Annotated in this window: 11 protein-coding genes and 1 tRNA gene; all 12 read right to left on the bottom strand. The window is 70.1% G+C overall.

All coding sequences use genetic code 11. The annotated features are described in order from the left end of the window. Nucleotides 1-3: 3 nt before the first annotated feature. The 12 genes from GI374_RS05135 to GI374_RS05190 all read right to left on the bottom strand — a co-directional run bounded on the left by GI374_RS05135 (nucleotide 4) and on the right by GI374_RS05190 (nucleotide 13136). Nucleotides 4-99: transfer RNA gene (locus tag GI374_RS05135), tRNA-Sec, on the bottom strand. 1 nt (nucleotide 100) lies between these two features. Further along, nucleotides 101-2029: a selenocysteine-specific translation elongation factor gene (selB, locus tag GI374_RS05140; protein WP_370515155.1), complete on the bottom strand. Its 1929-nt coding sequence runs from the start codon at nucleotides 2027-2029 to the stop codon at nucleotides 101-103. Next, the gene (selA, locus tag GI374_RS05145) at nucleotides 2026-3417 is read right to left on the bottom strand and encodes an L-seryl-tRNA(Sec) selenium transferase (RefSeq protein WP_154335933.1); all 1392 of its coding nucleotides are present in this window, start codon (nucleotides 3415-3417) and stop codon (nucleotides 2026-2028) included. The genes selB and selA overlap by 4 nt, the downstream gene beginning before the upstream one ends. Then, nucleotides 3417-4316 carry a formate dehydrogenase accessory protein FdhE gene (gene fdhE / locus GI374_RS05150; RefSeq protein WP_154335934.1) on the bottom strand — a complete coding sequence of 300 codons (900 nt, stop codon included), beginning with the start codon at nucleotides 4314-4316 and terminating at the stop codon, nucleotides 3417-3419. The genes selA and fdhE overlap by 1 nt, the downstream gene beginning before the upstream one ends. A 58-nt stretch (nucleotides 4317-4374) precedes the next feature. Beyond that, nucleotides 4375-5067 carry a formate dehydrogenase subunit gamma gene (locus GI374_RS05155; protein WP_154335935.1) on the bottom strand — a complete coding sequence of 231 codons (693 nt, stop codon included), beginning with the start codon at nucleotides 5065-5067 and terminating at the stop codon, nucleotides 4375-4377. Next, complete coding sequence (gene fdxH, locus GI374_RS05160) at nucleotides 5064-6065, bottom strand: formate dehydrogenase subunit beta (RefSeq protein WP_154335936.1); 1002 nt, start codon at nucleotides 6063-6065, stop codon at nucleotides 5064-5066. Before fdxH ends, GI374_RS05155 begins: the two co-directional genes overlap by 4 nt. Next, nucleotides 6062-9148 carry a formate dehydrogenase-N subunit alpha gene (fdnG, locus tag GI374_RS05165; protein ID WP_154335937.1) on the bottom strand — a complete coding sequence of 1029 codons (3087 nt, stop codon included), beginning with the start codon at nucleotides 9146-9148 and terminating at the stop codon, nucleotides 6062-6064. Before fdnG ends, fdxH begins: the two co-directional genes overlap by 4 nt. A gap of 101 nt (nucleotides 9149-9249) precedes the next feature. Then, on the bottom strand, nucleotides 9250-10017 hold the full coding sequence (fdhD, locus tag GI374_RS05170) for a formate dehydrogenase accessory sulfurtransferase FdhD (RefSeq protein ID WP_154335938.1): 768 nt from the start codon (nucleotides 10015-10017) through the stop codon (nucleotides 9250-9252). Next, nucleotides 10014-10907, bottom strand: a complete 894-nt coding sequence (locus tag GI374_RS05175; RefSeq protein ID WP_154335939.1) for a YihY/virulence factor BrkB family protein — start codon at nucleotides 10905-10907, stop codon at nucleotides 10014-10016. Before GI374_RS05175 ends, fdhD begins: the two co-directional genes overlap by 4 nt. A 72-nt stretch (nucleotides 10908-10979) precedes the next feature. Further along, entirely contained in the window at nucleotides 10980-11681 is a 702-nt protein-coding gene (gene dnaQ, locus GI374_RS05180; protein ID WP_154335940.1) for a DNA polymerase III subunit epsilon, read from the bottom strand. Beyond that, nucleotides 11674-12273 carry a dephospho-CoA kinase gene (gene coaE / locus GI374_RS05185; RefSeq protein ID WP_370515156.1) on the bottom strand — a complete coding sequence of 200 codons (600 nt, stop codon included), beginning with the start codon at nucleotides 12271-12273 and terminating at the stop codon, nucleotides 11674-11676. Before coaE ends, dnaQ begins: the two co-directional genes overlap by 8 nt. Next, complete coding sequence (locus GI374_RS05190; RefSeq protein WP_154335941.1) at nucleotides 12270-13136, bottom strand: shikimate dehydrogenase; 867 nt, start codon at nucleotides 13134-13136, stop codon at nucleotides 12270-12272. The genes coaE and GI374_RS05190 overlap by 4 nt, the downstream gene beginning before the upstream one ends. Between the last annotated feature and the right edge of the window lie 352 nt (nucleotides 13137-13488).

A 13488-nucleotide genomic window follows, 5' to 3' on the forward strand; every position in this document is an offset into this window, starting at 1 on the left:
GGCTGGCGGAAGAGAATGGGAGTCGAACCCACCCGCGACAGGCTCGCTGCCGCAACCGGATTTGAAGTCCGGCCGCCCCACCGGGGACGATTCTCTTCCTCTAAGCCCCCTCGCCCCGGTTCCCGCCGCCGAACAGATCGGCGCGATGCGGGTTGACCCGGCGCAGGTCGCCACGGCGCAAGGTTAGCCCGTGGCGGTCGAAGAAGTCGAGGATCTCGATCGCCACCTTTCGGCCGTTCCGAAGCTCGTCGCGCAGGGCGGGCGCGCTGAACCAGCCATCCGGCGCAGCGGCCGAGAGGCGGCGCACGATGTCGGCCATTTCCTCGGTCGTGGGCCGCAGGAAGAAGTGGTCGCGGCTGATCTGATCGACCCGGCCCATCCGCGCGGCGAGGCGCATGACGCGGCGGACCTCGCGCTCGTCCTCGCCCTCGACAGTGGCAAAGTCGCGCACGCGGGGCGGTCGGAACCGGCCCTCACCGCCGAGGCCGGCGATGTAGCGCTGATAGATCCCCTGGTCCTCGGGCGTCATCCGCACCTCGTGCGAGGGCAGGCGCGCGAAGCCGCTGTCCAGCCGGAACTCGCCGCGCGCGGCCTCGGCGGCGAGGAGCGCTGCGAAGGCGGGCTTCGGCAGGCGCGGGTTGAGGGCGAGGCGCAGGCGCTCCGGGGCCATGCCTTGGAGGTCGGAATGTTCCACGTGGAACGCGGCCAGGGTGGCGGTCATGTCGGCGCGCAGCGTCTCCGCCGTGGGAGGGGCAAGGGCGACGCGATCGGGGGCGGCCCCGAGGACGACCGCCTGCCCGTCGAGGGCGCCGGGGTCGAGGTTGCGGTCGCGCAGGAAGGCGTCCCAGGCGACCATGCGCGGCGGGGCGGCAAGCTGCGCGGCAAGCGCCTCGGCCGGGTCGGACACGGACATGGCCTCAAGCTGCGCCAGCCGCTCGGGCGTCGCCCGCTTCCGCGCCGGGGGGCGCAGGTCGATGAACCGCCCGCCGCCGAGCGTCCGCTGGGCCGACACGTCGCGCAGGATGAAGCGGCGCCCCCATGAGGTGGCGATCGGCCGGTCGAGGACCAGCTGCACCATGGCCGCCGCCCCGCCGGGCACGGCATCAGCGCCGAGCGCCACGATCCGCACCCCCGCCTCCACGGTGCCGCTGTGCAGCCGCGCCCGGCTGCCGGAGGTGAGCGGCCGCGCCTCGGACGCGAGGAGCCGCAATTCGGCGTCGATGCGGCTGGTCGGCGCATGCAGCGCAGGCGCGACGATCTCGTCCCCGCGGTGGATGGCGTCCTTGGCGATGCCCGGCCCGGCGAGGTTCAACGCCACGCGATGGCCCGACCCTGCCGAGGCGGCGCTGCGGCTCTCGGCCCGAAGCTCGCGCACGCGGGCGGTCAGGCCCGAGGGGCTGACGACCACCTCGTCGCCCGTCGCGATCCGGCCGGAATGCACCGTGCCGGTGACCACCGTGCCCGCGCCGGTCATGCTGAAGCTGCGGTCCACCGCCAGCCGGAAGCCGCCCTCCGCCGCCCGCGCCCGCGTTTCCGCCGCCGCCCGCGCAAGCCGGTCGCGCAGGCCCGCGATGCCCTCGCCGGTCAGCGACGACACCGCCACGACCTCCGCGCCCTCAAGCGCGGTTCCTGCCAGCACTGCAGCGACCTCAGCCGCGACAGCCCCGCGCCGCGCCTCGTCCGCGAGGTCGGCCTTGGTCAGCGCCACGATCGCCCGCGGCACGCCGAGCAGGTCGAGGATCGCCACATGCTCGCGCGTCTGCGGCATCACCCCGTCATCCGCCGCCACCACGATCAGCGCCAGATCGATCCCGCCCGCCCCCGCGACCATCGTGTGCACCAGCTTCTCGTGCCCCGGCACATCGACGAAGCCCACCACGCCCGTCCCCAGATCGGCATAGGCAAAGCCCAGCTCGATCGTGATGCCGCGCGCCTTCTCCTCCTTCAGGCGGTCGACATCGGCGCCGGTCAGCGCCTTCACGAGGGCGGTCTTGCCGTGGTCGATATGGCCCGCGGTGCCGACGATCACGGGCGCCCCGCCTCCACGAGGCTGGCGATCAGCGCGTCCTCGTCGGTGAGCGCGCGGAGGTCGAGGATCAGCGCGCCCTCGGCGATGCGGCCGATGATCGGACGCGAGACGCCGCGCAGGCGGGTGGCGAGCCGTTCCGGCGCGGTGCCGTCTCCGGGCGCGTCGAGGCGCAGGCCGGCGGAGGGCAGCGTGTCGGTCGGCAAGGCGCCGGAGCCGACCTGCGACTCGCAGGCGCAAACGGTGACGGTGACGCCCAGCCGTGCGAGGGCCGCCGCGGCGCGCGGCGCGAGGCGGTCGGCCTGTGCCGCGATTTCCGGCTGCAGGCGCGCAAGGCTTCGCAGGGTCGGCAACCGCTCGGTCAGGCGGTCGGGGTCGCGGAAGAGGCGCAGCGTCGCCTCGAGGGCGGCAATGCGGATCTTGTCGAGACGCAGCGCGCGCTTCATGGGGTTGCGGTTGATGGCGGCAATGGCCTCGCGGCGGCCTACGAGGAACCCGGCCTGCGGCCCGCCGAGCAGCTTGTCGCCGGAGAAGGTGACGACGTCAGCGCCCTCGGCCACGGCCTCGGCCACGGTCGGCTCGCGCCGGAGGCCAAAGCGGGCGAGGTCTACGAGCGAGCCGGAGCCAAGATCATTGAGCAACGGCACCCCGGCCTCGCGCGCGAGGGCGGCGAGACGCGGGGCGGCAACCTCGGCGGTGAAGCCCTCGATGCGGTAGTTGGAGGTGTGGACCTTGAGGATCAGGCCGGTCTGCGGCCCGAAGGCCGCGCGGTAGTCGCGCTCATGCGTGCGGTTGGTGGTGCCGACCTCGCGCAGGATGACCCCGGCACGCGCCATGATGTCGGGCATGCGGAAAGCGCCGCCGATCTCGATCAGCTCGCCACGCGAGACGATCGCCTCCCGGCCCGCGCCGAGCGTGTTCAGCGCCAGCAGGACGGCTGCCGCGTTGTTGTTGACGACCGTGGCGTCCTCGGCCCCGGTCAGCTCGACCAGCAGCCGGAGCAGGTGGTCGTCGCGCTCGCCCCTCGCGCCGCTGGCGAGGTCGTATTCGAGGGCCACGGCCTCGCGCATGGCGAGGGTGGCCGCCTCGATCGCGGCCTCGGCCAGCAGGGCGCGGCCGAGATTGGTGTGCAGGATCGTGCCGGTCAGGTTCAGGACCGGGCGCAGGGGGCTGAGCGCCGCGGCGTCGAGCTGCGCCCCGGCGGCGGCCAGAACGGCGGCTTCGGGATCAGCGGGCGGGATTTCTCCGTGCCGGATGGCTGCGCGAAGGGAAGCAAGCGCGCCGCGCAGCGCGTCGGTTGCCGCCGCCCGGCCGTGACGCTCGGTCAGCCCGCGTCCCCCGTCAGTCCCCAGCAGCGCATCGACCGACGGCAGCGCCCGAAGCGCCTGCATCAGTATCCCGCGAGGAAGGGGTGGAATCCGGCGCGGATGAAGTCGGTCTCGCGCATCAGGAGGTCGAGGCCGAGGCTGGCCACGTCATCCGCCACCGGGTCGAGGCCCGCCTCACGGATCTGGTGCATGATCTTCAGCCAGCTGCCGCATTCATGGCAGGCCTCGGCCTTTATCGCCGGCTCGGCCGCGCCCTCCGCCTCGAGGGCGCGGTAGGTGATGCCCTTCAGCGAGCCGCAGTTGAGGCACTTGATCCGAACCTCGTTCCAGCGGGTGGCGCAGCTGGCGCAGCAGGCGTAGCGGGTGCCCTCCACCGTGCTGAGGTCGGCGGCGACCACGCTCGCCACCGGCTTGCCGCCGCAGGCAGGGCAGGTTCCGGCGGCTACCGGGGTCAAGGCATCGGCCTCGAGGCCCGCCGCGCGGCGGGCCAGTTCGACCTGCATGGCCGCGGCGGCGAAGAGGTGGGCGGCGACTGAGTCCCCGGGGATCTCGTCGGAGAGGACGCGCGTGATGGCGTCGCGACGCTCGCCCTCCTCGGCCGCGGCAAGGGCATCAAGCGCGAGGCGCGCCTGGGCCGGCATGTCCAGCCTCCGGGCGCGGACGAGGAAGGCGTCGAGCGCGGCGAGAAGCTCGGGCGACTGCGCGAGGCGGGCGCGGTCGAGATGCGGCATGCCGCAGGCGGGCTTCGTGGCCGGCGCGGCCAGCGGCTCCGCCTCGGCGGCGATCCCGGCCTGAAGCGCCGAGAGATCGGCGAGGAAGGCCAGATAGGGCGCGAGCAGCCCCTCGGCGGCGAGCTTGCGGAAGCGCGCGGCGCGGGCGGAAAAGACGTCTGCCGGGACCGGCAGGAAGGCGAAGACCGGCGTCGGGACGCCGCCGGAAATGTTTGTTGCTTGCTGGGACATGGCACCTCGCATGCGACCGGCTACCGCGCCCCGACCGATCGTCGGGGCGCGCCAGCGGTTACTCTGCGGGATCGACCCGCTGACGTCCAGCCAGTTCCCTCAGCCACTTGCGATGGTGGCGGAAGGCCCAGCCGCCGGTCACGGTGCCGCGGGTCATGGCGCGGATCGTGCCCTTGGTCCAGAAGGCCGCGTAGACGTGCAGGATGAAGACCAGGATGATGAGCACCGCCGCGATGGAATGCGTCAGCAGCATCACCCGCCGCGTCTCGGTCGTCACCACGTCGGGGAAATACTGGTACCAGATCGGGATGCCGGTCGCGATCAGCAGCAGGATCAGGAAGACCATGCTCCAGTAGATGAACTTCTGCCCGAGGTTGTACTTGCCGACCTCCGGCAGCCGCTCCTCCTCGCCCTTCATCACGGCGTCGAGGTTCTTCGCCCAGGTGATGTCCTCGCGCCGGATCAGGTTCAGCTTCCACAGCTGCAGCGCGAGGATGGTGAAGCTGATGACGAGCGCCACCCCCAGGAACGGGTGGAGCCAGCGGGTCGTCTGCCCGCCCCCGAAAAGCGCGGTCAGCCCATAGAGCGACGGGTGGAACAGCGCCAGGCCGGAGACCAGCAGCAGGATCAGCAGGATCGCCGTGATCCAGTGGTTGAGCCGGGTGAGGCCGCGGTAGCGGTGGACCTCGACCACGGGCTGCCGGGCGACGATGCGGTCGCCCGGCTCGGAGTAGACGCGGTCCTTGCTCATGCCTGGTCCCTCCGCGGCGGAGTCGAGTCAGGCGGCGCGGCCGCGTCCACGATGTCGCCGGCCTGCCGCTCGTCGTTGACGGAGACGGCGTTCGGACGGGTCATGACGTTGTGGACGATGCTGCCCACCGCGGCGAGCGCGATGGCGGCGAGGCCGATGGTCTTGGTCGGGCCCTTCCACGCCTCCACCGTGCCGGCGATGACCGGGTCGTCCGGCAGGCCCTCATAGAGGGACGGCTTGTCGGCGTGATGCAGCACATACATCACATGCGTGCCGCCGACGCCCGCCGGGTCGTAGAGGCCGGCATTGTCGTAGCCCCGCGACTTCAGGTCGGCGATGCGCTCCTCGGCATGGGCCTTCATGTCGTCCTTGGTGCCGAAGACGATGGCCTGCGTCGGGCAGGCCTTGGCGCAAGCCGGACCCTGCCCCACGGCGACGCGGTCGCTGCACAGGGTGCATTTGTAGACCGTGTGGTCGCGCTGGCTGAGCCGCGGGATGTCGAACGGACAGCCCGAGATGCAGTAGCCGCAGCCGATGCAGTTCTCGTGGATGAAATCCACGATCCCGTTGGAATACTGCACGATGGCGCCGGGGGCCGGGCAGGCCTTGAGGCAGCCCGGGTCCTCGCAATGCATGCAGCCGTCCTTGCGGATCAGCCATTCGAGGTTGTTGGTCTCCTCGTTCTCGTACTCCGTGAACCGCATGAGCGTGAACATGTCAGGCGTCAGGTCGTGCGGGTTCTCGTAGACGCCGACATTCTCCTCGATCTCGGGGATGGTGTCGTTCCACTCGACGCAGGCGGTCTGGCAGGCCTTGCAGCCGATGCATTTCGACACGTCGATCAGCTTGGCCACGGGCGTCAGCTGACGCTCGGGGGTGGGCTGTTGGGTCGTGGCCGAGATGCGGACCAGGTCGCGGGCATCGAAGCCCGCGGCCAGGGGAACCGTCGGAGGGTTGGCGACGGCGGTGACGGGCTGGGAGGCGGTCTCGGTGCTCATGCGATCGGCTCCCCTGCCAGAGGCTCGATGTTGACGAGGAACGCCTTGAACTCCGGCGTCTCGATATTGGCGTCACCCACGAAGGGCGTCAGCGTGTTCGGGCCGAAGCCTTTCCGCGCCGCGCCGGTAAAGCCCCAATGCAGCGGGATGCCGACCACATGGACCGGCTTGCCGCCGCAGATGAGCGGCTTGATCCGCTTGGTGACGACCGCCTTGGCCTGCACCGAGCCGCGCTTCGACCACACCCGGACCATGCCGCCCCGGGCGATGCCACGCTCGGCTGCCAGTTCCTCGCTGATCTCGACGAAGAACTCCGGCTGCATGACCGCGTTCACGCGGTTGTGCTTGGTCCAGTAGTGGAAGTGCTCGGTCAGCCGGTAGCTGGTGCCGACGAACGGGAACTCCTCGCTGGTGGCGAACTGCTCCACGTCCGATTCGAACACGCGGGCCACGGGATTGCCCCGCATCCGGTCGTTGAACACGTTCTGCATGGGGCTCTCGAAGGGCTCCATGTGGGTCGGGAACGGCCCGTCGCGCATCATGCCGCGCGAGAAGAGCCGCGAGACCCCTTCCGGGTTCATGATGAACGGCATCACCTGTCCGGGCGGCGCCGTCACCGCGATGTCGGGCACGTCGTAGCCCTCCCACCGCTCGCCGTTCCACCAGATCAGCGGCCGTGACGGATCGCGCGGGTTGCCGTCGAGATCGGCCGAAGCCCGGTTGTAGAGGATGCGCCGGTTCATCGGCCAGCTCCACGCCCAGTTCTGGTAGGTGCCGGTGTTGTCGGGATCGCTGTTGTCCCGGCGCGCCATGTTGTTGCCGTTCTCGTTCCAGCTCCCGGAATAGATCCAGTTGCCGCACATGGTCGAGCCGTCGTCCTTGAGCTGGCTGAAGTTCAGCACCTGCTGCCCCGCCTCCACCAGCACCTTCGAGGGATCGTTCGGATCGGTGAGGGTGGTGAGCGCGCGCCCGTTCATCTCGCGCGCGAGCTCGCCGGCCGTCGGCTCGTTCGGGTCCGCGTAGTCCCAGGTCAGGTTCAGGATCGGCTCCGGCACCACGCCGCCCTCGGTGCGGTAGAGCTCCCGCAGCCGCAGGAAGATCTGGGCCATGATCCAGACGTCTGTCTGCGCCTGTCCGGGCGCGGTCGCCCCCGGCCAGTGCCACTGCAGCCAGCGGCCCGAGTTGACCAGCGAGCCCTCATCCTCGGCAAAGCAGGTCGAGGGCAGCTGGATCACCTCGGTCTGGATCGCCGCAGGGTCCACGTCGTTGTAGATGCCGTGGTTTTCCCAGAACCGCGACGTCTCGGTCTCGAGCGGGTCCATGACCACGAGCAGCTTCAGCTTCGCCAGGGCCTCGGTGTTCTTGCCGCGGTTGGACAGCGCCAGCAGCGGGTTGAAGCCCTGACAGAAGTAGATGTTGACGTGGCCCTGATGCATCAGCTCGAACATGCGCAGCATGTCGTAGGCCGGCACGTCGAGCTTGGGCAGGTAGTGATAGGCCCAGTCGGTCTCCGGCGTGGCCGCATCGCCCCACATGGATTTCATGAACGAAACCATGAACTTGGAGTAGTTCTGCCAGTAGCTGGTCTGACCCTCCATGAGCGGCCGGAACTGGCGCGACTCCATGTAGGTGGTCCAGTCGGGCTCCTTCTCGGTCGGCATGTTCAGATAGCCGGGCAGCAGGTTCGACATCAGGCCGATATCGGTCAGGCCCTGGATGTTTGAGTGCCCGCGCAGCGCGTTCATGCCGCCGCCGCGCACCCCGATATTGCCCAGGATCAGCTGCAGCATCGCCATGCCGCGGATGTTCTGCGACCCCTTGGAGTGCTGCGTCCAGCCGAGCGCATACATCGACGTCATCGTCTTGTCGGCCGCCGAGGTCTCGCCGATCATCTCGGCGATCTTCAGGAACTTGTCGCGCGGCGTGCCGGTGATGTTCTCGACGAATTCGGGCGTGTAGACGTCCACATGCGCCTTGAGCATGTTCCAGACGCAGCGCGGGTCCTGCAGCGTCGGGTCGGTCAGCGCGTAGCCGTCCTCGCCGAACTGATAGTCCCAGCTTGCCTTGTCGTAGTCGCGCTTGCCCTCGTCATAGCCGGTGAACAGACCGTCCTGCCAGCCGAAGTCCTCGCGCACGAGGAACGAGGCGTTGGTGAAGTTCTTGACGTAGTCCCAGTCGACCTTGTCGTTCTCGATCATCCACCGGATCATGCCCATCAGGAAGGCAATGTCGGTGCCGGGGCGGATCGGCGCATACATGTCGGCCACCGACGCGGTCCGCGTGAAGCGCGGATCGACGACGATCAGCTTCGCACCCCGATGGTGCTTGGCCTCGGTGACCCATTTGAAGCCACAGGGATGCGCTTCGGCGGCGTTGCCGCCCATGACGATCACGAGGTCGGTATTCTTGATGTCGGTCCAGGAGTTGGTCATCGCTCCACGGCCAAATGTCGGGCCCAAACTGGACACCGTGGGGCCGTGTCAGACGCGCGCCTGGTTATCGAATCCTACGATACCGATACCGCGGACGACCTTGAAGGTGGCCCATGCGGTCTCGTTGGTGGTGGCCGAGGCGGCCAGGAAGCCTGTGGTGGTCCAGCGATTCACCGGGGTTCCGGCGTCGTTGACCGTCACGAGGTTGGCGTCGCGGTCGTCCTTCATCGCACGGGCGATGCGGTCGAGCGCCTCCTCCCAGGTGATCGGCTCGAAGCGGTCGCTGCCGGGGCGGCGGATCTTCGGCTCGGTCAGGCGGGTCTCGGAGCGGACGAAATCCTTCAGCGCCGAGCCCTTGGGGCAGAGCGTGCCGCGGTTGGTCGGGTGGTCCGCGTCGCCTTCGACATGGATCAGCTCGGCCACCTCGCCCTGGGTGCGGTCGCCCTTGGAGTAGAGGATCACGCCGCAGGCGACGGAGCAGTAGGGGCAGGTGTTGCGGGTTTCCGTGGTGGCGGTCAGCTTGTTCGGCCGCACATAGGCCATCACCGCTGCCTCTGCCTCGCCGAAGCCCATTGCCCCGAGCGAGGTCGCCGCCACCGCACCCGCACCGGCGAGCTTTAGAAAGCCCCGACGCGAGAGATCGACGTTCATCGGAATCCCTCCTGTTAAAACTGTGAACCGCAGTTGCTCAGAGTTGAGCTTGGGCCGGCGCGGCGCAGCCTGTCAAGGCCAGCAATTGCTGAGTAAATCAGTCAACCGGTGATCCGTGCCGCGCCAGTCAGCACCTCGAGGCGGCTCGTGCGCGCCGGCGCGACCAGCGTCAGCCCCGCCGCCTCCGCCGCCTCGGCCGCAGCCGCCGTCGGGGCGGAGACGCCGATCAGGATCGGCGCGCCGAGCACCGTGCATTTCTGCACCAGATCGAGCGAAATGCGGCTCGTCATCAGAACCGCGCCCTCCCGCGGCTCGGCCCCGCGCAAGGCGCCTGCGAGCTTGTCGAGAGCGTTGTGGCGGCCCACGTCCTCGCGCACGGCGACCAGCCCCCGGCCGGGGCTCCAGAAGCCCGCCGCATGGGTGGCGCGCGTCACCTCGCGGATCGGCTGGGCGGCGCTGAGGGCCTCCATCGCCGCCTCGATATCCGCACGGCTGAGAGACGGGCCGCCCGGGGCGATCCCCGGAAGCTGGCGCATCGCCTCGGCCAGCGTCTCGATCCCGCAGAGGCCGCAGCCCACGGGGCCAACGCGGGCGCGGCGGCGGGCGGCCAAGCGCGCCGCGACGGCCTCGTGCACCCAGAGCTGCACGTCGATGCCAAGCTCGGTCGGCACGATCTCGACCCGCTCGATCTCCTCGCGGCGGGCGAGGCCCTCGGTCAGCGAGAAGCCGTAGGCGAAGTCCTCGAGATCGGCGGGGGTAGCCATCAGCACCGCCTCGGTCGAGCCGTTATAGGTCAGCGCCACGGCGACCTCGGCGGCGAGCGGGTTGTGGGCGCCGGGATGGGTACGGGCGGTGGGGGGCAGGGTCATGCTTTCGCCTGTGCAGACTGGCCCGTCACCGCGGCCTCGCGCGCGGCGCGGGCGGCGGCGATACGGCGGCGGCGCGTGTTCTCGACATTGATGAGGGCGCCCAGCAGGACCGAGAACCCGGCGAGATAGAACCACATCAGCAGCGCCACCACAGCCCCGATGGAACCGTAGATCCGGTTGTAGCTGTTGAAGCTGGAGAGATAGGACGAGAACGCGATCGAGGCAAAGGCCCAGGCGAGGGCCGCGATCACCGCGCCCCAGGTGAAGATCGGCGTCCGCGGCCGCTTCACGTTGGGGCCGTAGCGGTAGAGGATGCCGATGCCGATGATGACGATGAGAAACATCGCGGCCCAAGGCAGCGCCGTGATGAGCCAAGCGCGGAGCGGCCCGAAGGTCAGCAGGTTGATGAGCAGGGGCACGATGACGATCGTCGCGAGCCCCATCAGCACCACGCCGACGATGGCCAGCGTCAGGACGTAGGCCACCACGAAACCCATGATGGTCGAGTGCGAGCGCACCCCATAGGCCGCGTTCAGGCCGCGGATCAGCGCATCCACCCCGGCCCGCGCTGCCACCGTGGCGATGGCGAAGGAGACGATCGACGCCCAGCCGAGCTGCGTGCGCCCGCCCGAGAGCAGGGCCGAGACCTGCGCGTGCAGGATCTCGGCCGCCTGCTCGGGGATGAACTCCTCGGCGATAGTGACATAGGTCAGGATGACGTTGGGGTCATACCAGAGGCTCCACAGCGCGATGATCGCGGCGAGGCCGGGGAAGACCGCGAACATGGCGTAGAAGGCCACCCCGGCGGCGATCAGGCCCATGTGGATCTTGTCCATCCGCTCGAACAGGGACTGGATGAAGTTCCAGAGATCGCGGGCTTGGGTGAGCATGGAGATCCGGGCCGGGAGGGACGGGGCCGAGGTTCGCGCGGATCGCGCCCGCGCGCAACCGCGGCGCCCGCGTCAGGACGCGCCGTAGCGGCGCCAGACGGCGGCCTCGCCCAGCGTCGCGACGAAGGCGGCATGGGCGGCGCGCTCGGCCTCGGTCAGCCGCGGCGCGAGGGGCTGCGGGCGCGTGCGGCGCGGGGCGGCGCTCTGGGCTGCGGCGTCGGGAGAGGCAGAAGCCACGACCTCGAAGGCGATGGTCGTCTGGCGGCCGCCGACGAGTTCCAGATAGACCTCGGCCAGAAGCTGGCTGTCGAGCAGCGCGCCGTGCAGATCGCGGCCGGAGTTGTCGACCCCGAACCGCTGGCAGAGCGCGTCGAGCGAGCTTGCCGCTCCGGGCAGCTTCTCGCGCGCAAGCGCAAGGGTGCAGAGCGCGCGCGACCAGGGCAGCGCCGGGTGTCCGGTGAGGGTGAGCTCGTGGTTGAGGAAGCGGATGTCGAACGGCGCGTTGTGGATCACGAGGCGCGCGTCATCGCCGATGAAGGCGAGAAACTCCGCCACGATGGCCGTGAAGGGCGGCTTGTCGCGAAGGAAGGCGTCGTCGAGGCCGTGGACCGCGACGGCATCGGCCGGGACCGGGCGGCCGGGGTTGATGTAGCGGTGGAAGTGGCGGCCGGTGGGCAGGTAGTTCACCAGTTCCACCGCGCCGATCTCGACGATGCGGTCGCCGGTCGCCGGGTCGAGGCCGGTGGTCTCGGTGTCGAGGACGATCTCACGCATTGCGGGCCTCCATGATCCGGGCGCAGATGGCGTCCACCGCGGCCTCCGCGCCCTCGGGCGTGTCGGTCGGGATGACCCAGGTCGCGCGGCGGCGTTTCTCGGCGTCAGGAAGCTGGCGCGCAAGGATCAGGTCGAACATCTCGGGCGTCATGCCGGGGCGGGCGAGGACGCGGTGCCGCTGCGCAGCGGCACCGGCGGAGACCACGGCGACGCCGTCGAGGCTGGCCTCGCCGCCCGTCTCGAACAGCAGTGGTATGTCCAGGACCGCGATGGGGGCGCCGCTGGCCTCGGCCTCTGCGAGGAAGCCGCCGCGGTCGGCGGCCACTAGGGGGTGGACGATCTGCTCGAGCCGGGCGATGGCGGCGGGGTCGGCCTCCAGCGCCGCCTTGAGCGCCCCGCGGTCGATGCCCCCCTCGCGGAGCGCGGTCGGGAAGGCCGCGGCGACCGGCGCGACGGCGGCGCCGCCGGGGGCGTAGAGGCGGTGGACGGCGGCGTCGGCGTCCCAGACCGGGTGCCCGCGGCGCGCGAACATGGCCGCTGTGGTGGACTTGCCCATGCCGATGGAGCCGGTGAGGCCGAGGCGGAAGGTCACGCCAGCACCGCGGCGCGGGCGGCCTCGTCCACCTCCGGCCGCTGGCCGAACCACCGCTCGAACCCCGGCGCGGCCTGGTGCAGCAGCATGCCGAGGCCGTCGACCGTGACCGCGCCGCGCGCCGCGGCCTCCTCGAGGAAGGGCGTGACGAGGGGATTGTAGACGAGATCGGTCACCAGCGTGCCGGGGGCCAGTGCCTCCATTGGCAGGCGCAGCGCCGGCCTGCCCGCCATTCCCGCCGAGGTCGCGTTGACCACCGTTCCCGCCCCGTCGAGCATGTTGCCAAGCTGCGCCCAGTCGTAGACCACGATCTTGGCCCCGAACTCGGCCTTGATCTGCTCGGCCCGGATACGGGTGCGGTTGGCGATGCGAAGCTCGGGCACGCCCGCCTCGATCAGCGAGGCGACCACGGCCCGGGCCGCACCGCCGGCCCCGATGACGGCCGCCGGCTCAATCTCCGGGTGCCAGTCGGGGGCGTGCTGACGCAGGTTGGCAAGGAACCCGTAGCCGTCGGTATTGTCCGCATGGATGCGGCCGTCAGGACGGAAAATCAGCGTGTTGGCGGCCCCGATCAGCGCCGCGCGGTCGGTGACGACATCGGCGAGCGCCAGCACCGCCTCCTTGTGCGGAATGGTGACGTTGACGCCGACGAACCCCGCGAGCGGCAGCGTCCGCAGCACCTGTGCCAGATGGTCGGGCGCGACCGTGAGCGGCACATAATGGCCGGCGATGCCGTAGCGGGCGAGCCAATGACCGTGCAGGGCCGGAGAGCGGGAATGCGCGATCGGCCAGCCGAGAACTCCGGCCAGAGGGAGGGTGGCAACGGCGTCAGCAGACGGGGGCAGTGGCGCGGCGTCGGACATGGGATGGTGATAGCCATGGGGCCGGAGACAGGGAAGTCCCCAGACGCCTGGGGATAAGGCCGGCTGTGGCGGGTGGATCGGCGGGCGGGATCGGGGCTCCGGCAAAGGGCTGGGGAAAGCGGGCATGAACGCAAGGGGAACGGGCGAGCCGATACCACAAGGGGAGAACTCGGCTGCAGTTCTGCACTGCCGGGGACAGAAGCCGGGGTCCAGCCGCCAACTGACTGACAACGTCTGGTTTAATGGTCGGCGGAACGGACCCGCGCCTGTGGATAGACCAGGGGACGCAGGCTTATCCCCATGTCCCCAGGCCCTACTGCCACATCAACCTTTTTTCATCTTCATTCTTAAG

The organism is Paracoccus sp. S-4012 (genome assembly GCF_009674885.1).
Lineage (GTDB): Bacteria > Pseudomonadota > Alphaproteobacteria > Rhodobacterales > Rhodobacteraceae > Paracoccus.